Below are 22,611 nucleotides of genomic sequence, written 5' to 3'. Positions count from 1 at the left end.
CTTATTACGCTCCCTCTCGTTCCAGATGCAGCAGCTCAGAAGGGTTCAGAGCCAAGGTGACGTTAGCCCCTTCCACCAGCCTCAGCCAGCGTCCGTCATTTAAAAGATCAACCGTTAAAGAAATGTCTTCCACCTCTACCGTACACCTAACAATATTGCCCAATACGGAGACAGATTTAATGATGCCATCCACCAGTTGCAGTCCGGCAGCAACCTCGTGAAGTCCCGCGCCCTCATGCAGCAGCGTAACCGCCTCAGGCCGAATAGCAAAGCGGTCCTTCGTGCTATCTATCCCCCGGAACAACGTCATCACTTCTGATCGGGTCAATACATTGTAACTGCCCATAAACCGGGCAACGAACTCTGTTCGTGGTGCGGAGTACAACCCCTCAGGTGTGCCATCCTGCACAATCCGGCCACCGTTCATAATACAGATGCGGTCAGAAAGAATCAGTGCTTCCTCCTGATCATGCGTCACGAATAGTGTCGTCATGTTAAACCTTTTTTGAATATCACGGATTTCAGCACGTAAATTCTTGCGTATCTTAGCATCTAGTGCGCTTAAGGGTTCATCCAGCAGCAATACTTTGGGCTGCACCGCTAGAGAACGAGCCAGCGCTACCCGCTGCTGCTGTCCACCAGAGAGGGACTGCGGATATACATCCCGTTTATCCTCCAGATCGACCAATGCCAGCAATTCCGCGCAGCGATGATGGCGGGCTGATTTCGATAGTCCCCGCATTTTCATTCCATACTCGATATTTTGGCTCACCGTCAGATTGGGGAACAAGGCATAAGACTGAAACACCATTCCTACCTCGCGCTTACGGGGCGGCAAACTTCCCAGATCTTTATTATCCAAAAGAATTCTGCCGCCATCCAGCTCTGAAAGACCGGCTATGCAGCGTAGCAATGTGCTTTTTCCACAACCGGAGGGGCCTAGCAGTGTCACAAGCTCACCTTCACGGATCCCCAAATCAACATTGTCTAACACACAGGTATTCCCAAACATTTTGCGTACACCCTGCAGCTTTAGATAATCATTCATCCCTTAATACCTCCCCCCATCTTTTTACCGAGCTTCATTAGTACCATCGAAAGAATTAGAATAAACAGAAAATAAGAGATCGCAATCGCACTGGCCAAATGTCCACTTTCACCAACCCTTTGATATAGATATACCTGAATCGTCTGAATATGTCCGCCAACTAACATGTTCGTAAGAACAAATTCGCCGAATAGAACTGAAAATGATAACAGTGTAGAGACGATAACCCCAGGCCATATATTAGGCAAAATCACATTCAAGAAGGCCGTTCTTCGGCGGGCACCAAGCAGCTCCGCAGCATGCAGCAGTTCTACGGCATTAACCGTTAACAGACTATTGCGAATGCCCTGATACATATAGGGAAGGATGACCACAAAATATGCGCCCACCAATAAATACGCTGTTCCAGCGATATCAAAAGGACCAGAGGAATAGGTACGAATAAGACCTACCGCAGCCACAACACCAGGCACCGCATAAGGCAAAACAACAATACCTTTCATAAAGCTCTCCCAGCGCGGAAAATAGAGGGTGATGACAAAAACAGCTGGCAGCATCACGGCCAGACTCAGCACCACGCTGATCAGGCATAAATAAAGCGAGGTCCAAAGCGCCTCCAGAAAGCGAATATCCTCAAACATTTCCCCAAACCAATTCAAGGTCCAAGCTCGGGGCAGCAAGGTATTCTGCCAATCTTGTGCAAAAGCATAAATGCCCGTTGCCAAAAGAGGAAGCAGCAAATATACCATGAGCAGCAGCATGAAGGTGCGTGGAGCAAAGCCTGCTTTACGTATATTCATTGCCCTACCTCCTCACGAGCTGTCCATAAACGCCGGGGAGCTGTGGTTTTCACATCCGGTTTACTGAGCGCTTTCGTTCCGAACCTCTCCGCGCGCCGCACCATTAAATGGTTCAGATAAACCGCCAAAATCGTAGTCAGACCAAGCAGAACAGCAAGCGTACTCCCCATTTGTGGCTGTGTAACCACATCTCCGGCAACCAGTGAACCGATACGTACCGCCAACAGATTGTAATTTCCGCCAACCAATGCGTAAGCAGTGGCATAAGCCCCCATTGCATTAGCAAAAAGAATTCCAAGTGTGCCAAAGATCGCTGGAGTTAGAATAGGCAGGCCAATCGTCTTCCAGAACTGCCAAGGCCCAGCCCCCAGTAAGGACGCTGCCTCTCTCCACTGCTCACGGATTCCGTAAAAGGACGGGTACAAAAGCAATAAGGCTAACGGAACCTGAAAGTATACATACACCAGTATTAGACCTGACCAGCTATATAGATCAAAATCGGCAAAAACACTCCAGCCCCACTGTTTAAATAAGAGTGTAAACACCCCATTATTTCCGAGCAAAATGATATAAGCAAACGCCAGCGGAACACCTGCGAAATTAGAGGTCATATTCGACAGCATTAGAAGTCTATCGCGTACTCTCGGGGTAAACCGGGTAATGCAATAAGCACAAAAAAGTCCGATAATGATCCCTATCAGACTTGAGGTTATGGAGATTAGCAGACTGTTCTTAATCGCCTGCATGTAATAGGCACTTTGCAACGCATGCAGATAATTGCCTAACGTAAATCCCGTTCCGTCCGCTGTGCGTAAGCTTCCCGTCAGCATGGATATTATAGGTACCAGTTGAAAGGCTAACACCATTAGTGCAAATGGAATAAGTGCCAGGATCACACCGCGGCTTCTTTGTTTCATCTTACTCGCTCCTTGTCGCGGGAATAGAACAAAGGCGCCTTACGGCATCATGACGAAGGCGCCCTGCTTCTTTTTTGGGGAGAAATGAATACTAATTCAAATGTACAAGCACACGTTCCTGCCACAATTGAGGAATGGTTTTTGCCGTCTCTTCCCATACCTTGTAATCACCAACAGGCTTAGCGTTGACATATTCTTCTTTTGGCAGCAGCTTAGCTGCAACATCATCCGGCAACGTTACACTGTCACGGATCGGACGAGCGTAACCTTTGGCAAGATTAATCTGTCCTTCATCACTAAGGATGTATTGGCGTGTAAGCTTCGCCGCGTTAGGATGCGGCGCATATTTGTTGATGATCGTGGCATACCCGCTCACGACACTGCCTTCTTGTGGAATGGCTACAGCGAAGCCATCTTTGTTGATCTGGTCTCTATAATTCAAAGCGTTGAAATCCCACAGCAGGGTAACTTCCACTTCACCTTTTTCAATGTTGGCAAGGGAAGCCTCTGCATTGGAGAGACGTCCTTTTTTAGCTAAATCCTCGAAAAAAGCAATCCCTGGTTCAATGTTCGACTCGTCGCCACCAAAGGCAATCGCTGCGGCCAATACAGCCATCTGTGCTTGAGCAGCTTTGGTTACATCACCAACGATGATTTTGTAATTGCCGTTCTTCAGATCTTCCCAGCTCTTCGGCGGATTCGCCACGAGCTTAGTGTTAGTCAGAAAAGAGATGGTGCCTTGATAGCCGACGATCCAATTTCCGTCCTTGTCCTTAGCCCAATCAGGGATTTCATCCCAGTAGGATGTTTTATAAGGCTGTGTTACCCCTTTCTCCACGGCAACCGATCCAAACGCAATCCCCACATCTCCGATGTCGGCCGTTGGTTTGTCTTTTTCCGCATCAAACTTGGCAATTTCCTCCGCGCTCGACATATCGGTATCCGAATGTGTAAGACCATACTTACTGTCCATATCACTCCATGTATCTTTCCAGTTCGCCCAAGAATCCGGCATTCCTACACTGACGATACTGCCCTCTTCTTTAGCTTTACTCTCGATCTCAGTCAGACTTAATTCTTTGGTGCCAGCCTTTCCATTCGTTGTTTCTTCAGCCTTGGCTGAATTTCCACAAGCAGCAAGCAACAGGACGAGCAAGGATAACATTAGACCCATTGATAATTGATTTTTGATCCCTTTTTTCATGATTTCCCCCTTCACTCCTATTTCTTATTTGCGGGCTTCTTTATGCTCCAACTGTTAGGCACCCAATTGCAGTATAGGCGTGTACTATTTTCGCGGCATTAAGGAGAATAGGAATATTTGTAAATAAAAAGAAACGACCTGTCGTCTTTTTTAGATGACCGCCGTTTCCCTTAGAAATACAATTTACTTACAATGACAAAAAATATTCGTATAAACTTCAGTCCAAGTAAAAAACTGCCCGACATTTCCAGGCAGTTTTACATGTATGAATATAACTACCGTCTACGCGCTGCCACACTGACAACACCGTATCTGTAAAGCACCTTCTTACCGAACCAGCCAAAAAGCCGATCCGTAAAGAAGCCCATAAAGCCAAGGCAGAACAAGCCGACAAAGATCCAATCCGTACGGAAAAACAACCGGGAATTCCAGATCAGATAACCTACGCCTTCGTTCGAAGCAATCATTTCCGCACCGATAATCGCCATATATGAGGTGCCCATCGCTAAGCGGATACCCGTAAAAATATAAGGAATCGTCGCCGGAACGACCACATGAATCAGAATTTGCCACTCACTGGCGCCCATACTGCGGGCTGAGCGGATTTTGTCCTCTTCCACGGACATCACACCGGTTAAAGTATTCAGCACCACGATAAAAAAGGTGGCGTACATAATTAACGCAATCTTCGACTGCTCCCCAATACCAAACCATACTAGGAACAAAGTAATGAATGCAATCGGCGGGATAAAACGGATAAAGTTCAGGAAAGGCTCCGCAAAAATACGGATCAAGTTCACCTTCCCAATGATTAGTCCTACGGGAATCGCCAGTAAACTGCCGAGTACCCAACCAATGAGCACCCGATAAAAGCTAATCCCTATATATTGCAGCAAGGTTCCGTCTTCCAGCAGCTCCCGTCCGCCCTTAAGTGTACTCCATGGTCCGGGGATCACATCGGGGCCATAGATTACAGCTCCAAGCTGCCAGACGCAGAGCGCGGTAATCCATAGAAGGGTTACGGAAACCCACTTCTTCTCCACCCATTTCCTCATCTGTCTCACCCTATCCTATTCTTCGAAATGACCTTGAATTTGATTGTATAACGAGTAGAATTCCGGTGAGGTTACGTCCCGCGGATACGCCAGTGTATTGTCATAAATATCTGTAATATTAGAGGACGGTCCTACTGACATAATGCCAATTCGTTCTCCCAGCAATAACGCCTCCTGAATATCATGAGTTACAAAAATCACCGTCTTATGTGTCTGGCGCCAAATGTTGACCAATTCCTTCTGCATCGTTCGGCGCGTCATCGCATCCAGCGCACCAAATGGCTCATCCATTAGCAGAATCGCTGGATCATTCGCCAGCACCCGAGCCAGCTGAACACGCTGCTTCATACCCCCAGATAGCTCCTTCGGGAACTTCTCCTCATGCCCGTTCAGCCCAACAAGCCCGATGAACCTATCCGATATTGTGTGCCGTTCCGCCTTTGCGATTTTCTTCATCCGCAATCCGAACTCCACATTCTGCCGGACGGTTAACCAAGGGAATAAGGAGGAATCCGCCTGCTGGAACACAACCGCCCGATCTCTGCCGGGCTTATTCACCTCTACATTATCCACCCGTAGATGCCCACCAGATTTTGAGACAAACCCGGCGATCATATTCAGCAGTGTTGATTTCCCGCAACCACTCGGCCCAAGCAGAACGAAGAATTCCCCACCTTTAATTACGAGATCTACATCTTTTATAATGTAGTGAATGTCCCCAGCAGTTGGTTCGCTGTAGCTTTTACGGAGCTGCTCAATATGAATGGTATGCTGCTTAGCAGGTAATGACATTCTGAACTCCCCCTATTTCTTGTACGTAACCTCTTCTGGCAATGCCTTCGCCAGCGGCTCAAGATTCAGCTTGCTATCCAGATCGAAATCCTTCTCGATGATTCCGTTGTCGACCATATATTTCTTCTGCTTGGTCAAACTGTCATACGCTGCTTGAGTAAATCCTAGTGCCCACGGATTATTCGGCAGGTCTTTTATCGTAGATTCCTTAGGCTGCTTCACTTCCTTATACATCAGATCAGCAACCTCATCTGGGTGAGCCTGAGCATAGGCTCCAGCTTCATCCACCGCTGCTAGGAAATTCGCTATACCTTGTGGATTCTTAGCCGCAAAATCATTTCCCGTTACAATCCCCATCCCCAATCGAACCGTGGTTTTAGACATATCCGTCAGTTCATGAACACCTTTAAGCGCATAGAGCTTATCATTCAGAACCGAACCATAAAACCATGCTCCATCCACAGCACCTTGCTTCAAAGCGATATAAGCTTCATCAAAGGCACCCTGTCCTATTAACTCCACATCACTGAGAGCGGCATTATGCTCTTTCAAATATTCATCCCAAAGGTACGGAATGAAGGTGCCGCGTATGAAACTCAGCTTCTTTCCCTTCAAGTCTTCAGCCTTCTGAATATCGTCCTGTACGAACAATTTCCATTCAGTGGACGCTTCATCAGTCGCTAATCCCGCCGAGGCGATAATAGCATAATCGCCCTTCGCCACTGCGTTCAGCAATGGGAAGTCTGCCCCGAAAGCCACATCCACCTGTTTAATAAAAAGGGCATTTACACCTTCCGCAGGGGAACCAAAGTTGACTAGTTCAGCGTCAATCCCGTGTTTGGCAAAGATGCCTTTATCTAATGCCACCCGAAAAGTGGGATTCGTATTGATGTCAGCAATTTTTATCTTTAATATCTCATCTTTGCTGTTCGCCGCTCCCTCTTTAGAGGCATTAGAGGCAGCCGCATCGCCCTTGGAGCTGCAGCCCGATAAAAGGATAACCACTGATAAAGATAAGAGCAGAAAGCTTGAGCTGATCCATGATTTTTTCAACCGACACATCTCCTCAAATTTGTTAATTTACCTTGCGGCTGCTGCCTTCATCCGTCGTCGCCACACAAGCAGCTCCTTCAACAAAGGGCAGGGTTGTCGCCACACTTACCACAGAATCCGATCCTTTAGGTGCAGACCCCGGGACTCTGAACTGCGTTACGTCTATTGGCTCAATCGCTTGTTCAACTGGCGTTTCCAGCTGTGGTACCCAGGCATAAGGCACACGGTAGGAACGATAGACCATGTTGGTATTTCTGGAGTCCGTAAATGGCGAGATATATTCCCATACCAGTTCATGTTCTGGCGTAACCTCAAAGAGTCTGCCGTTAGAACCTTCTGTAATTAAGGTGTTGCCATTCGGAAGCCGTTGAGCTGAGCTGATATATGGACTGTAGAATTTATAAGAATCGGTTGGGACAGAGAAACCAGCTTCTGCCGCTGTATATTGCCACTCAATCTCAAGGGTCACGGGATTAATCTCCAGAATTCGCGAGTGGTCGCGGAGTGCATTTTTTTGCCCAAAAGGAGAAGATGGATTTGGAAGACCATAACCGCCCCAGCCCCCGTTATCGAATACAAGTAAGTTACCTTCTCCCGGCAAACCTTTCGGAATGATGTGCGCATGATGCTGGCCAATGATCCAGTCGATATGCTTCACTTCTGGCAGCGAGTAATCCGGACCGATTCTCCAAACGGTGGCTCCGGTACGCTTATCCGTTATCGCAATAATATTTGCTTCCCGCGCATCCCAGATCACGTTATCCGGATGGAAACGCTCGTCACCTGCATCGTAAAACTTATTGGGTCCTACATAAGAAGCCGAATTGATATGCAGCCAGTCCCCAACACCGCCACCTAGATTTCCGAAAGAGCGTGAGTTAGGATCACGGAATAGTACATTTTTGGCAGCTTCATCAAAGCCTAGCTCATCAAAATGTTCATTTGGAGCCCACTCCCAGACGATATTCCCCTCCCAGTCCACCTCAAGGATCGTGTCATCAAGCAATTGTTTGTCGGAGATCTGAGGATTGTAGATATTTTTGTGAGCAAGAATTAGCGTTTTGCCACTGTCTACCTTGGGTTCAAGCCCTGGTGCAAAATATCCGACCGGATTGCCTTCGCGCTGATAGTCATGATGCTGGCGGGCATACCAGAGGGGTTCATAACCCGGATCTTCTATATGTTCATAGCTGTTATATTTCCACACGATGTTCCCATCCCAGTCCACCTGTACCAGATCTACATTATCCTGTATGCCGAATTTGGGATCTCTTCTTCCTGTGCTGCCCAGCACATAACCACCCGGGAAGATTTTAGCCGGAAATCCAAGCAGCCCCTTCCACAAATGTACCTCTTTACCGTTCATATCTATCAGTACAACACCTTCTTCACCAGCTTGAAATACAGTATAGCCACTCCAGGCTTTGTCAGGGTTATATACGGTTGCTCCAGTTGGATAAATGGTTGAATGTCCCATCGTTCATCTCTCCTATTTTCAATTTTTAGTAGCTAAGATAATTACTTTTTTTGGTGGTTGTTCGTGGCTTCTGTTCAAGGGTTGGAGAGGTCTCTGCATTCTCCTTGGCGAGCTTCAGCAGGATATCCGAGAATCCTTCTAAATTGCTAATGATCCGCTGATAAAAGTCATTTTGCTGCGCCAATTCCTCCTCTGTAAACCCCTCAAACAAAAGCGAAATACATCGTTCTCCGATGTTGCTGTTCTGCTCCGCCAGCTTGCGGCCTTTATCCGTAATATCCAGCATTACCGTTCTACGGTCGCCTTCTTTACGTCTGCGCACGGTATATCCACCCGCCTCAAGCTTATCGCTCAATGCGGTAATCGCACCTGAGGTGAAGTCTAGTTCATCCGCTAAGTCTCCTAGCCTTTGCTCACCATCGCGAATGATTTTGTGCAGAATCAGCATGCCTGGTAAGGAGATGCCTGCTACGGCGACCTTATCCCGCTCTTTCACGAATCTGCGAACCGCCTTGCGAAATGCCCAATCCGTCTCCTCCAGCTGTCTCCAATACTGTTCGCTCATGCCTACCTCTGCTTTCTCCCAATCAGCCCATAAAAAAAGACTCCCAGCACCTACCCCTGACAAGGGAAAAGTACGGGAGCCTTTGGTGGTCCAATCAGCTCGGTTGAATTATTTCACTGTTCATTTAATTACTGTTTAAGTATTGGTAATATCATATACCCCTTTATTCCTACCTGTCAAGTGAGTATTTTTAAGAATTCAAAAAAAGAGCACTCACAAAGGTGCCCTCCAACTTGTAAGCTTATTGACCACTTTCCAGTACAAGCGCATGACTGTCTTCATCATAAACCTGCATAAAAGATGATACGGCCGGTAAATAACGCTCTAACCAGTAAATATATTTTACCCGATTCCTGAAGTGGCAGATTGGAGATATTTAATTTCACTTGCACTCCTTGCAATCTATCTTTTATTTCGAAAAATTTGAAAATTAAAAATTAATCCAAAATATTATATATGAAAAATCATATGAGTAGTGAGAATTTCCTTTTTTTCATAGAAGAACATGAAGACTACACGCCAAAAATGACAAAAAGCAGACCAGAGTCACCTCTGCCTGCCTTTGCCATCCAATCTTATAAATTAATTATTCCATATAACAGTTTTGCGATTTCAGCGCGGGTTACTTTACCACGAGGGTCAAAGTTATTGTTGCCCTTGCCGTCAAGGATTCCCTTAGCCTGTAAATCAATGACTGCTTGCTTCGCCCACTCAGATACGCTATTCATATCCTTGAAGCTTGCAGTAGCAGCAACGGAAGCTTGCGATCCAGCTTTATACTGCATCAGTTTCTGCAAGACAACTGCCGCTTCCTCACGGGTAATTGCATCTTTAGGGCGGAACTTGCCATCACTGCCTTGGATCAATCCAAGCTGGACAGCTTTGTCTATCGACTGTGCATAATAAGCATCTTTAGATACATCTGCGAAAGCACTCTGGGCGATAGCTCCACTTGCCTCATCCAATCCGAGAGAACGAATGGCCAGTGTAACAAAGTCTGCGCGGGTTACATTCGCCTGTGGTCCATAATGCGTATCGCCAATCCCTTTAATCACATGCTTAGCCGTCAGCTTGGAAATATACGACTCTGCCCAGTGGCCAGCAGTATCCCTAAATTGCTTATGGTATTCCAGCACCGCAAAGGAGGAAAAGTGATTTGTTGTGAAGGTAACGGTATTATCCTTAAACACTCCACCCAAATATTCTAACGTGCTGCCATTTACATAATAGACACCCGCAAAATCCGTATCGAGCTTAGCAAGCTGTTCCTTAGTCAGCGTCAAGGTAACCGTAACAGTACCTTTAAGCTGATGGATAGCTGTTTCTTTGCCGCCTGCTGATGTACTGAGGTTCATCGTAACGGTAGCTCTAGCTGGACCCATTCCAGCGACATTGGCCTGTACAGAAATCATACTCATATCAATGCTTAGTAGCAGCATATCACTGCCTGCCGGGATGGCTGGTAAGGAGCTTGTCGGTACGCTCAATGTAACGTTAGAAGACACAATATTCAGGTTCAGCTTCTTATCGATAGCCTGTTGTATACTCGCTGCATCAAGAGCAATTCTAATCTGATCTTGAGCCGAGGCGGCTCCGCCTACGCTAATCTTTAGGCTTCCCCCTGTAGCAGCTTCCTCTATCCGCTTCTTCAAGGCTGACGGATCAGCTATATACGTTCCATTACTTCCTAATGTCAGTTCAATGTTTCCTTTTCCCGCTCCAGGTGTGGCTGTAGGCGGTGGAGTCACTGTTGGCACTGGGAAAACTACTGGAGGTGCCGTTGTCACCTCAGGTGTTGGTGTCGGCGTCACTTCTGGCGATGGCGATACCTCAGGTGTCGGCGTTACCTCTGGCGACGGCGACGGCGTCGGCGTCGGTGTCACCTCTGGTGTCGGCGTTACCTCCTCTTTTCCAGTGTAAAAGCCCCAGATATCTGAAAGCACACTGCCGGAGTGATCATCCTCAACCTTTGTGTACCATTGGTAGTAGCTATCCGTATTTAGCTTACTCCAAATGACCTGAGTCTCCGCGCCACTCTCTACTTGTTGATTGGCCGAAATTTCCTGATCGCTGTAAACCTTGACTCCGATATAGTCGGTAGCCACACGTTTAGTCACAGGCTGTAGATCCAGATCCAGAACGAACTCATCTTTGCCTGGATATTCGTCTTCATCATAGTAGTTATAATCATCCAAATAAGGCGAATAAGTCTTCACGCGAAGTTTGTTATTAGCGACATCGAACTGAAGCAGACGGATATAGCCAAGGCCTCCTTCTTCAGCACCTTGATAATCTGCCAGCATTTGATAGACACTGCGGTCTGGAATACCGTCACCGTTATCATCCAGCTCGTCTACCTTAAGCTCAGCATCATGATAATGGCCGGACAGTGCTGCGATTACGTTTTTGTTAGGTTTCACAACCATCTCAAAAATCTTATCCGCAATAGGTGCACGGTTATTAGAAACCAGCAAATATTCATGGAGACAAAGAATCGCTTTACGCTCTGGATAACGGGCAACGATCTCATTCATCCATTCGATTTCTTCCTCAGCCAATCCCCAGCCCATGTATACAATAACAAAATCATTTCCGTTCGCAGACACTAAATCGTAATGGCCCCTGTTGTTGTCATAAGAGCCACCGAAGGTCGGCATATTCTTGAATCTCCACTCCCCAAAATACTCCCAGAACTTCGTGTAATCCCCGGTTTGATGGCCTACGTCATGATTACCCGCAAGAACACCATAAGGAATGTTAGCTTCCTCCAGAACCTTCATGTTCCGGTCAGCTTCCTTCCACTCATACTCCTGATAGGATTTATCCACGACATCTCCTGTATGGATTACATATTTCAGGTTCAAGCTCTCTTTGTTGTCAGCTATCCATTCTACATTTTTACGGTAAATGTAAGGGTAGCTCTGTGAATAATATTGTGTATCAGACATCCATACAAAAGAGAAATCATACGTATCTTGTGTTACTGTAGGTGCTGTCTTAGCCACAGAAGCAATTTCGTCCTGAACCATTACGGCAATGCTATTTCCATTAGCATATGCTCCAGCTGTAACCGTGGATTTCAGCTCAAAATCCTCTGTTCCAGCGATTAAATGATCCAGCTGTACCCATTTTTGTTGAGCAGGGCTCCAAGCGTAGAGACTTACTTTACGTCCCGGCAACGAATTCCCTTTCCATTCAATATCTACACGATCTGACGCCTTAACCGACTCATCCAGCTTAATTTCATAACGCTGATAAGGGAATTGATCAACAGCATCATTAATTAAATATTGTCCGTCCACCGCACTTATTTTACTGTAGTCGTCACCGCTAAGCGCTTGTTCGCCCGCAGGTTCGGATTGTTTCGGCGGCTCTGTATCGGATGCGTTTATAAACCCAGCAAAGCCGTGCTCTGGATGGTTAGCATCGTACTTGAATCCTCTAAAGAAGGTAACGTTTATCTTATCCTGATTAGGATCTTCAACCTTAACCTTTAAAGTCGGATTAGTACCTACAGCAGTCTCCCAGTTCGTAGGAGAAATAAGCAGTGGTGCAAATGGATTCTCATTCGGCACATGGAATGCAATTACCCTTTCTGCCTGATTGCCGATCTTATCCAAGGCTGTGATAGAAAGTGTATGATCCCCAGCGGATAACTTCCCGGATGAAGTAGCATAGGGCAGTTCAATGACATTACCGTCCAGCTTCACACTGACCTTATCTACACCCGCATAGGTATCCTTAACTTCAGCAGCAATTTCAAAATTGCCACGGTAAGTTTGTCCTTCTTCTATCGATGCTTTAATGGATGGTGGCGTGTTATCGACAATCACGTTTGATGATACTTTCGTTCCACCTTCGGTAAGCGTTACTTTATGTTCTCCGTCAGGTACTTCTTTAGTATTCCAGTTATACGCCTTTGAACGGAACAAATCCGCTTTCAGATCGAACTGGAAGCCGAGGGATTCGTGCTTACCTGCGCTGTCCCCCATCTTGATTTCCTTATCACGTTCTGCATAAGCCGGATCCCAAATTTCGGTACCGTCTGCCAGCAGGAGACGAACATTTTTCACTTCAAAATCATCCTTATTCTCCTCAGGACGAGGGTCAAAGGGGGATGATTTAGAGCCCGCCCGAATGTAAATCACATTATCCGCGCCCACTTGTAAAGCGGCAGAAGAAATAGGAAAAGTCAATGTAGTATACGTAGTAATCGGGTCCATAAAGGTATACAGAATACTGGCATCTCCTAGTTCTTCCGGTCCCATCGTGATGGCATTTTTAAAATAATAGTCCACATTTTTGGCTTCAAATACAAAGTAGGCATCATTTTCAAGTGCAGTATATGCCTCGTTATTGCCCAGTAGCTTACTGTCGATGCTCAAGCCTAAATCATCAGCCTTAGCGGTGGCAGAGGTTCCTTTTACGGTCACAGAACCATTGATCAATTGCCCCTCCTTCACGTTCAAACGAAGTGGGGATTGATCCTGTCCTCCTGTAACTTTTACTTTTATTACTGGAGATTGTGTTTCATTCGTTCCATCAGAAACGACAAAGTAATATTGAATTTCATTTCTGCCAATCAAATCAGCAGAGGTCAATTTAAAGTGATACAAGCTGTCGTTGAAGTCTTGGGATAGATTGTGGCTAACAGCCTCCGGCTGCTTGTCCGAAGATACTCTAACCTCCACAGAAGTAACAGCTTTATTGTCATCAGCAAAAGCCTTCAAATCGAGACCCATCGACTGGTCAATCTCCGTTACGCCCGTCAGATCTTCTACTGATGGTTTCTCTGTATCCGGCTCCACATGGATCGGCGTGTTTGGAAGTTGTGTTACATCCGTATGGCCTGGTGACGGAACGGCTGAGCCCGTACTGATCTTGAGCATTTTGCTTAGTCCATTGACAGGATACTTGTATAGAAGGGCTTTATTTTCTTTAGTATCGTCACCTTTAGCTCCATCATCGTAGGTGAGGTCTGCATCATAATACGCGGAGGAAATTTCTTTCTCCGTGTTACTTTTGATTACGACTGCCCGGCGGCCTGAGTTCGCCATACCATCGCTTTTGATCAAAAAGAGATTGGTGCCTTCAATTAAGTTTGTGTTGAATTCTGTATTGAAATCATTAGCAGTGTAAGTGCTATTTGCACTATTAATAACCCAAAACACCACGGACTGCTGTGCAGGAATCAGAAAGTTCTCTGGTGTCGAAGGCCACTTCACATCAGAAGCGTTACCTTTATCGGGATAACGATAATAGACCTTGTATTCCTTGAAATTAACTGGTGCATCGGTATTGTTATAGACCTCAATGAATTCAAAAGCGTCGCTGCTCGTTCCTTTTACATTCGTCGAGTTTGGCAGCAGCTCTGTGATTAACAATGGTGGCACATTGTTCGGATCGAACGCCGGCAGATTCACATGAACAGAATAACTCTCTGTCACATTGTTAACGCGGATGCTGTAATGCAGCTCCGGCTCTTCCAGCGCAGCTGCAGGAATCATTGCCGCATAATCGTCCCCACCTTTTGAGGTCATGGTGATTACCGTATCTTTCACCTGAGAAGGAGAGCCATACTGTAGCTTCACTACGGGTAGTGATCCATCTGCCCCGCTTTCCAGATTAGTAATCTTCGCACTGATAGGGAGATCGGCTGGATCAACACTACTCTGTGCGATATGTTCAATCACTGGCTGCTTGTCCCCAGGAACTAGCTCAGGCACTTGTTCTGCCTCTACGGTTCCAGGCGTAGCCACAACCGTTCCCGAATTCGCCATGAGGTTCATAACGGAGCTATCTGCCTGCAAATATTGATAGAAGATCCCGTTATTCTCCTTCACCTGTTCTTTTCCATAGGAAGCAGAAACAATTAACGTATCTCCTGCATTGCTTTTAATTTGTAAATTACGCGCAGAAGTATTAGCCATCCCCCCGCCACCGTTGATCCGGAACAGATTCACTCCTTCCTGCAAAGCTGCAGAAGGACTAAAGTTTTTGATGAAATCCTCCGTAGGAACATTCAGATTATTGCCGTTCATAATCCAGAAAACAATATTTCCATGCGCCGGTATTACAGCATCACCATTAGGTGCCCATGTATCTTTGTCATTATAAAAGAAATAATAATCCTTAAAATTAACCGGCTTGTCCGTATTATTGTAGACCTCAACGAACTCGTAACCATCTACAGAGGTTCCATCTGTCCCTTTTACATTTTTAGTATCCGGAACAACCTCTGTAATCAGTAATGCTCCTGGATGGTTAGGTACCGCGTACACATCTGCCATTACAGTCGGTTGACTTAAAAGCGTGTCGAGCTCAACCTGTTCATCAAAATGCGCCTCTAATTCGGAAGATGTCTGCTCCATCTCCAGCTGCTGCTCCTCGGCATATCCTGCTGGAACCATGATTCCAAACATCAGACTGCTGGCAATTACGCTGGATAGAAAACGTTTAGCTTTTGCTGTTATTCTCAAAACTCCGAACACTCCCCATTTGTTTGATTGTGATTCAATGCATAAATATGCATTGAATCTCATCTGGAAAGTATACCTGTGGTGTATTATCGCTATATCATAGCCGTGTTAAATCTTTAGGTTATTTTTAATATTGCTTAAGCTTCAGTTCAGCTTCACGGGTTACAATATAACTAGTTAGAACCCATTTTAAACGATACTTTAGACGGATGCTTAAGCAAGATAAGTTATTGCAGAACAAGAAAAGAGGACTCTAATGGATATAAAAAGAGTGATCATAGTCGGAACGGTAGTTGTAGTGATGTCTTTCGGAAATGCTTGGACTAGTCTTACCGCTAATGCAAGTTCGCCTGTAAAATGGTCCACCGCAGAGGTCGCGGATCAAGACGGATTATTGGAGGTACTTAACCAGCCAACGGACGAGGATCTATACGAGGCCATATATGACGGTAAGTCACTTCAAGATATTGCATCAGAACAAGGCCAAGATATTGAAGCTGTAATCGATCTACAAGTTGCCCAGCTAACGGATCAACTGGATTCACGGTTAGCCGCTGGAAGCATAACAACCGAGCAGTATGCGGCATATAAAGCGGAGCTGAGGGACATCGTTTCAGATAGTGTCCATACTTCCTTCGGTTAAGGGAATACATACAGCGACGCTGTAACATACACAAAAAACCCGGCTAGATGGACCTTCCATTTAGCCGGGTTTTGAATGTTTAATACTTATTTTATAACAGAATCCCTAAGTTCCTATCTTGTTCTCTCTGTTAATTTCCAGAATATCAAGGAAGAATACAAAGATCGGAATCCCCAGAATCAGACCCCATACCCCGAGATAATGCTCAGAGAATAACAACACGATAAACGTATAGAACATAGGCAAATTCATTTTGGATGACATCAGTTTAGGATTTAGGAAGTAGCCTTCTACAAAATGCAGTACGGCAATCATTGCCAGTACGTATATCGTCATGACTAGGCCACCAATATTGTAACCAATAATACAAAGTGGGATTAGCGAGATAACAAAACCTACTACCGGAATTAAACTGAGCAAGAAGATCATAATGGATAATGCGAAAAGGTAAGGAAAACCTAAAATCCAGAGTCCGATCACCGTAAAGCATGTATTAAACAACGCGATCAGAATTTGTGCTTCGATCACTTTTCCGAAAGAGGAGATAAATTTTCTGCCAAAATACTCAAGCTCTACATAGAACCAAGAGATTTTGCTCTCTTTAAGGCGGGAAGTGAAGCTAACGATCCTGTTTTTCTCAAGTATAAATACAAAGCTCAAAATGGTTGATAAAACAAAGCTGGTGCCCCAATTGCTTATTTTCAAGACATATTCAATACCGTCTTTCATGTACGACTGATAGTTCAAATCCTTAAGCTGGGCGAATATATATTGCACAATATCATTCTGCGGGATGTTCTCAGGGGTCAAATTGGTCAAAAAATTCGTTAACTGTTTAATCTGTATGAAAACCTTAGGCAGATAATTAACGAGGGTTATGACAATTACAGCGATTAAGGCAAGGTATAGAATAACAATAATCACTTTGCTGTTAACTGCTACATATTTGTTAATGCGCTTCGTGAGCAGCACTTGAAAGCTATTCATTACATACGCAATCAAAAACGTCAACAGTACCAAATTAAGCATATCTCTAATACTGAATAGCAGTAGAGCAACCAATCCTAAAATCAAAAAACGCCGGACCGTTAAATTTGCGTAATAACGCTTAAACAATTCCATCAGTTCTCTCCATTCGCCTACCAATTAGTACTCTGTTTATAGTCTACAGTAAGGAATTCACTTATAGCAACTAGTGATTCGCCTAAAATGACGAAATTACTCACTTTTTGTAATCTCATCATCGATAAAAGTGACACTTTTCATGCTCCTGCATCCATATGAGTCAATTCAACGATTCGGCGTTTCGGATCATATTTCATATTTATATGCAGATCTTTGCATAATTGATGAAACGGAACCATCAAGGTTCCCTTCCTCATTTCAGGAGAATTCCTTACCATATTCACCTTTTGGTTGTTCAAGGTCAATTCCATTGGCAAATCGATATGCTTCATCTGGTCAAGTGTTAATGCAGCGGTAAGTGTCTCACTTCCCCCGTTAATTCGTGCGGCATTCCGATCCGCTCTGGTGTTAATCCCATCCTCAATTTTGAAGGTCAGTGAAATCCCCAGCGAATCACAAACAGCCAGCAATCTGTCATTGTAGGAGCCGTAAGGAAAAGCAATTGCCGAATCCGTATTGCCCAATTCTTCCTTCAGCCTTTGCTCCGCCTTGGCCAGATCACGTGTAACTCTGCTGTAGTATTCAACATTCATCTCATTCCTGTTCTCATCATCAACATATAACAGGGCACTTGCAGCTGGCCGCTGCCCGCCCTCGGCATCCACAATCCCATAATGATGCAAATCATAGGTATGACTATAAAATCCCATCCCTACATGCTTCATTTCCCGCATTTGCTCCCAAGTGAGCTTCGGCACACTATTCGGATCTGGGTGATCTATTGTAGATACGATAACAAAATTCACGGCTGTATATCCGTATTTTTGCAAGACAGGGAACGCCAATTTATAGAAACTCTCATATCCATCATCAAAGGTCAGCAGCACTGCATTGTCCGGAACTGCGCCGTTATTCAACATAAATTCGCGGTATTCCGCCATGGTAATCACATGAAAGCCTTCCTGCTTCAGCAAATTCATTTGATCATCAAACCGATCAACCGATAATACCCAAGGAAACTGTGGCATGGGCTTCTCGGAAAGATGATGATACATCAGCACAGCCACCTGATCTCTGTAGTAAATGCCTTGCGGAAGAGGCCCGGATTTCTGCCAGCCGATTTGTGTATTTAGTGCCTGTTCAGCCACTGCCTTAGGGATCATAAGATCATCAGGCGAGGCTGGGTTGGCAGCTACCGTCTTTATAACTTGACCATTTACATTAATAGTAATTGTTGAAGGTTCACGTTGTGTATTTAAAATAGCAGCAAGGCTTAGCAGTAGAACTATGACAACAACAAGCAGCATATATTTTTTCGTTTTCAATCTCAGAATCTCCTTAAAAACATTTCTTGTCCCTATGTAACTATATATTTTATGGAAGTTCCACCTGCTATTGGTTACATTTTCTTCTTATTTTTGTTTCTTTATCATAAAAAAGAGGGCGAACCTCAAGCCTGAACCGGCTTAAGGAAAACCCCGCAAAAATGGAGATCTATATACAATTATGTACATCTATATGTGATTGTAGACGGTCTAGGACCTTCTCTTATCTGCGAAGTAATTCTCTTCCCCAAGCTCGTCCACGAACTGCTGCAGCCAATGATAATATTGAACGGCATGCTCCAGCTTCTCCAGATCCTTCAGGCAGAATTGCCGCTCCTCCTCAGACGTATCCACGGCTTGAACCAGTCCCTCCAGCTCAGGAATGACAACGTCCAAGGCTTGCTTCATGACATCAATCTCCCGCTGCAGCTTCATCCCAAAAAAGTTCTTAAAGGTCTGAAAGAAATCTGTCTCCACTGCATACAGATCCTTTCGGTCCCGCTTCTCCTCCAGCTTAGTGACCATCTTGGAAGCCATCAAAGAACGGACCCCATAGCTCATATTACTCTTGCTCATATTCATCACATTCTTCATCTCTTCAAGCGTCATCGGACGGTCTTCAAAGAACATAATTCCATACAGCTGCCCGAATGAATAATTCGCACCATATAGGTCCATCGTCTGAGCAATCGCATCGATCATCGGACGCAGCAGCTGCTCGCGTGGAGATAAGTCTTTATTCTCTTCACCAAAGGCTACCTGTTTCATAGCTGCACCTTCATTCCACTTATAATCTACCCTTCTATTTTACACAAAATAGCAACTACCTGCGCTAATCTCTTAAATTTTTACATAATCTCGCATCGATCTTTACGTCCACTTGACCACGCAGCTGCTCGATGAGTGTACAATTTTTTTTGAACGGAAGAGCTTTCCTCAGAATTATACCGCAAAAAACAGAAGATGGAATGGGGTATCGACAGAATAATGAAACGTTCGAGATTTATAGGGGAGTTGAAACCGGTGCTCTTCACCTTGCCGGCAATGATTCCATTCGTTGTATTTTGGCTAGCGCCATTACTTTATGTATTTTATCTCAGCTTTACCGAATGGGACTTCATGAGCCCCGAGAAAACCTTTGTCGGACTAACCAACTATCTGGATCTGTTCAGCAATCCTGCCTTCTATAAAGCACTTAGAGTGACTCTGTTATTCTGTGCGGGAAGTGTGCTGCCCGTTATTCTGATCGGACTTGGACTAGCACTCCTGATGAACGGGAAGCTGAAAGGCTCCACCCTCTATCAGGTATTGCTGTTCTCCCCTTGGGTCACGCCGACCGTGGCTGTATCCATTGTGTGGTCCTGGATCTATGAACCCGAAATCGGCCTTGCCAATACTGTACTTGATCTATTAGGTCTAGAAAAAATCGGCTGGCTTCAAGATCCTAAATGGGCGCTGCTCGGCGTTCTGCTCGTGACGATATGGAAATCGGTAGGCTGGGCGATGATTTTTTACTTGGTAGCACTACGCAATGTCCCTACGGATCTGCTGGAAGCTGCTCAACTGGATGGAGCAAATGCTGTTCAAAAGTTCATCCGCATTACCTTACCGCTTATCTCACCAACGACACTGTTTCTGTTCATCGTACAGATCATCGGGGCGTTACAGGCTTACGACCAGATTAACGTACTTACACAAGGTGGACCCTCAGGATCAACACGCACCTTGCTCTATATGTATTATCAGTCTGCTTTTGAAGCCTTCCAGATTGGAGAAGCCTCTAGTGTCGCAATGGTTCTGGTATTTATATGTATGCTGCTATCCGTAGTCTCGCTAGAGGTTAGTAAACGGACAACCCATTATCAATAACAACTGCTGTAAAGGAGAACGACTGATGAATGCAACGATCGTACGCGTGGGCAAGCTGACCCGCCATCTATTTTTTACAGCTATTGCACTGATCATGGCCTTCCCCTTCTATTGGATGGTCACCAGCGCCTTAAAAACCAATGATGAAATCTGGCAGTCTCCGCCCACAATCTGGCCTAAGGATCCGCTGTGGAGTAATTTTTCAGCCGCCTGGCACGAAGCCCCTTTCTTCAGATATATGGGCAATAGCATATTTGTCGCTGTGTCGATTGTTATTTTGCAGGTAATAAATTCCGGGATGATGGCCTATGCGCTTACGCATATGAAATTCCGCTTCAGAGGGCTGTTCTCAGGCGTTATTCTTTTCGGCTACATGGTTCCAGCCACCGCTGTTTATCTTCCCGGATATTTGGTATTGTCCCAGCTCCATCTACTGGATTCATATGCCGGATTAATTCTATCCAACTGTGTAAGTGTCTTCTCCATTTTTCTAATTCGCCAGGCCTTCCTTCAGGTTCCCCATGAGCTGGTGGAGGCTGGAGAAGTGGACGGTTCCTCACATATGCGGATTCTGTGGACCATTCTTGTCCCCATTACACGTTCTTCCTTTGCTGTGCTAGCCCTGATCACCTTCATTGATCAGTACAATAACTATTTCTGGCCGATGCTGATCACCAAAGACCCTAATCTCCAGCTAGTCTCGGCGGGTCTGCGTAGTTTCTTTACTCAAGGAGGTGCTTACGGATTAAAATGGCCGCTGATCATGGCCGCTAGCGCATTCACCATCGCCCCGTTGCTGCTAGTATTTCTACTAGCTCAGAAAACGATCATGCAAAGTGTCAACATGACCGCTGGTTCCAGCAAAGGATAAGCTAACAATTCTATTTTAATAAGAGGAGAATGATGATGAACGTATTGAAGAGACTGTCCACCCTGTCTTTGGTTACCGGATTTACAATGTTAACAGCTTGCGGAGGAAATGCGAATACAGGCAATGTTACAGCGGCAAATGGAGCTTCTTCCTCCCCCTCCACAGAGGCTGCACCCACACAAAATGCGCCGGTAACGATTGAATTCTGGTATGGTCTCGGCGGCAAGCTTGGTGAGAATATGGAGGCACTGATTCAGAAATTTAATACCTCTCAGCAAGAGGTCATCGTCAAAGGTATCGCGCAGGCAGACTACACTGAAACCGAACAGAAGCTGCAAGCAGCTATCGCTACAGGGAAAGTGCCTGCGGCTGCTCTCTCCTCCAATGTAGATTGGGCCCGTAAAGGATATTTCGCTCCGATAGACGAGCTTATGGCACTGCAGCCAGATTTTAATAAAGAGGATTTTGTCCAAACCTTTCTAAATCAGGGCCAGGTTGATGGTAAGCAATACTTCCTGCCGATGTATGGAACAACGCAGGTCATGTACTATCGCAAAGATGTTTTTGAGAAGAATGGGATTGATGCGAGCACACTAAAGACTTGGGAAGATCTAGCTGCCGCAGCTGCGAAAATGACAGTGAAGGACGGCGGCAAAACCACCCTTTATGGTTGGGAGCCTATGTGGGGTTCAGGGAACATGATTGATGCCGTACTCAGCAAAGGAGGCACTATCCTTAGTGAGGATGGAAAACAAGTTATGGTCGACTCTAAAGAGTGGATTGAAACCTGGGATTTGTTCCGCAAGTGGATTCACGAGGATAAGATCATGCGAATTCATTCCGGCGGTCAAGGCTGGGAGTATTGGTACAAGACGATTGACGATGTAATGAAGGGTCAATCCGCAGGCTACACCGGCTCCAGCGGCGATCAGGGCGACTTGGACTTCAGCATTGTTTCGGCTATGGAGCAGCCAGGCTGGGCAGGGATCGGTGAGGGCAAACCCGTAGCCCAAGCACTTATGGCCGGCATTCTATCCAAAGCTAACGACAGTGAAAAGGAAGCAGCTATGAAATGGCTAACCTACTTCACAAATGCTGAGAATACTGCGTCCTGGTCCATTAATACGGGATATATTTCGGTGCGCCAATCCGCATTGCAAGACCCGGCATTTGTGTCATTCAGCGAAAGCAATCCACAGATTAAGGTCCCATTGATGCAAGCTTCTCATGGTTCTGCACCTTTCCAAGACCCAACTGGCGGCAAAATTAACGATGCGTTGACAATCGCCGCAGATAAGGTGCAAATTGAGAATATCCCAGCAGCACAAGCACTTAAGGAAGCACAAGAAACGGCACAAGCAGCGCTTGATAAATTAAAATAAAGGGCG

General features: G+C 45.5%; 17 protein-coding genes. 4 read left to right on the top strand and 13 right to left on the bottom strand.

Annotated features, from left to right (window positions below; all coding sequences use genetic code 11):
* Positions 1–4: 4 nt before the first annotated feature.
* The 10 genes from NSQ50_RS01580 to NSQ50_RS01535 form a co-directional block, all read right to left on the bottom strand.
* Positions 5–1,048, bottom strand: coding sequence for an ABC transporter ATP-binding protein (locus NSQ50_RS01580; RefSeq protein ID WP_036687334.1), 1,044 nt, complete (start codon positions 1,046–1,048; stop codon positions 5–7).
* Complete coding sequence (locus tag NSQ50_RS01575; RefSeq protein ID WP_051491499.1) at positions 1,045–1,848, bottom strand: ABC transporter permease; 804 nt, start codon at positions 1,846–1,848, stop codon at positions 1,045–1,047. The genes NSQ50_RS01580 and NSQ50_RS01575 overlap by 4 nt, the downstream gene beginning before the upstream one ends.
* Positions 1,845–2,765: an ABC transporter permease gene (locus NSQ50_RS01570; RefSeq protein WP_036687331.1), complete on the bottom strand. Its 921-nt coding sequence runs from the start codon at positions 2,763–2,765 to the stop codon at positions 1,845–1,847. Before NSQ50_RS01570 ends, NSQ50_RS01575 begins: the two co-directional genes overlap by 4 nt.
* Before the next feature lie 91 nt (positions 2,766–2,856).
* On the bottom strand, positions 2,857–3,969 hold the full coding sequence (locus tag NSQ50_RS01565) for an ABC transporter substrate-binding protein (protein ID WP_036687329.1): 1,113 nt from the start codon (positions 3,967–3,969) through the stop codon (positions 2,857–2,859).
* A gap of 275 nt (positions 3,970–4,244) precedes the next feature.
* Entirely contained in the window at positions 4,245–5,024 is a 780-nt protein-coding gene (locus NSQ50_RS01560; RefSeq protein ID WP_036687327.1) for an ABC transporter permease, read from the bottom strand.
* A 15-nt stretch (positions 5,025–5,039) separates the two neighbouring features.
* Positions 5,040–5,816, bottom strand: a complete 777-nt coding sequence (locus NSQ50_RS01555; protein WP_036687325.1) for an ABC transporter ATP-binding protein — start codon at positions 5,814–5,816, stop codon at positions 5,040–5,042.
* 12 nt (positions 5,817–5,828) lie between these two features.
* Positions 5,829–6,869, bottom strand: coding sequence for an ABC transporter substrate-binding protein (locus NSQ50_RS01550; protein WP_036687322.1), 1,041 nt, complete (start codon positions 6,867–6,869; stop codon positions 5,829–5,831).
* 22 nt (positions 6,870–6,891) lie between these two features.
* On the bottom strand, positions 6,892–8,346 hold the full coding sequence (locus tag NSQ50_RS01545; protein WP_036687320.1) for an aryl-sulfate sulfotransferase: 1,455 nt from the start codon (positions 8,344–8,346) through the stop codon (positions 6,892–6,894).
* A gap of 25 nt (positions 8,347–8,371) precedes the next feature.
* Positions 8,372–8,911 (bottom strand): MarR family winged helix-turn-helix transcriptional regulator, encoded by a 540-nt coding sequence (locus NSQ50_RS01540; protein WP_036687318.1) that lies wholly within the window; start codon positions 8,909–8,911, stop codon positions 8,372–8,374.
* A gap of 575 nt (positions 8,912–9,486) precedes the next feature.
* The gene (locus tag NSQ50_RS01535; RefSeq protein ID WP_051491498.1) at positions 9,487–15,390 is read right to left on the bottom strand and encodes an S-layer homology domain-containing protein; all 5,904 of its coding nucleotides are present in this window, start codon (positions 15,388–15,390) and stop codon (positions 9,487–9,489) included.
* A 256-nt stretch (positions 15,391–15,646) separates the two neighbouring features.
* On the opposite strand from NSQ50_RS01535, the gene NSQ50_RS01530 reads away from it, so the two are divergent.
* On the top strand, positions 15,647–16,033 hold the full coding sequence (locus tag NSQ50_RS01530; protein WP_036687317.1) for a hypothetical protein: 387 nt from the start codon (positions 15,647–15,649) through the stop codon (positions 16,031–16,033).
* Positions 16,034–16,138: 105 nt separating this feature from the next.
* Here the strand turns inward: NSQ50_RS01530 and NSQ50_RS01525 are convergent, their stop codons facing one another.
* From NSQ50_RS01525 to NSQ50_RS01515, 3 genes are all read right to left on the bottom strand, one after another.
* Positions 16,139–17,155: an AI-2E family transporter gene (locus NSQ50_RS01525; RefSeq protein ID WP_036687315.1), complete on the bottom strand. Its 1,017-nt coding sequence runs from the start codon at positions 17,153–17,155 to the stop codon at positions 16,139–16,141.
* Positions 17,156–17,295: 140 nt separating this feature from the next.
* On the bottom strand, positions 17,296–18,483 hold the full coding sequence (locus NSQ50_RS01520) for a polysaccharide deacetylase family protein (RefSeq protein WP_051491497.1): 1,188 nt from the start codon (positions 18,481–18,483) through the stop codon (positions 17,296–17,298).
* A 210-nt stretch (positions 18,484–18,693) separates the two neighbouring features.
* Positions 18,694–19,251 (bottom strand): GbsR/MarR family transcriptional regulator, encoded by a 558-nt coding sequence (locus NSQ50_RS01515; protein WP_036687313.1) that lies wholly within the window; start codon positions 19,249–19,251, stop codon positions 18,694–18,696.
* Positions 19,252–19,446: 195 nt separating this feature from the next.
* Here NSQ50_RS01515 and NSQ50_RS01510 point away from each other — a divergent pair, with 195 nt between their 5' ends.
* Genes NSQ50_RS01510 through NSQ50_RS01500 form a run of 3 tightly spaced genes read left to right on the top strand, consistent with a single transcriptional unit; the run spans position 19,447 to position 22,605 of the window.
* Positions 19,447–20,352, top strand: a complete 906-nt coding sequence (locus NSQ50_RS01510) for a carbohydrate ABC transporter permease (RefSeq protein WP_256717342.1) — start codon at positions 19,447–19,449, stop codon at positions 20,350–20,352.
* Positions 20,353–20,377: 25 nt separating this feature from the next.
* On the top strand, positions 20,378–21,223 hold the full coding sequence (locus NSQ50_RS01505; protein WP_051491496.1) for a carbohydrate ABC transporter permease: 846 nt from the start codon (positions 20,378–20,380) through the stop codon (positions 21,221–21,223).
* Positions 21,224–21,258: 35 nt separating this feature from the next.
* Positions 21,259–22,605, top strand: a complete 1,347-nt coding sequence (locus tag NSQ50_RS01500) for an ABC transporter substrate-binding protein (RefSeq protein ID WP_081383642.1) — start codon at positions 21,259–21,261, stop codon at positions 22,603–22,605.
* The last annotated feature ends 6 nt before the right edge of the window (positions 22,606–22,611 follow it).

The sequence above is a fragment of the Paenibacillus sp. FSL R10-2788 genome, assembly GCF_038003885.1.
Classification (GTDB): Bacteria; Bacillota; Bacilli; order Paenibacillales; family Paenibacillaceae; genus Paenibacillus_AQ; species Paenibacillus_AQ odorifer.
The sequence above is the reverse complement of the archived record's forward strand: the minus strand, read 5'-3'. Positions and strand labels throughout refer to the sequence as shown.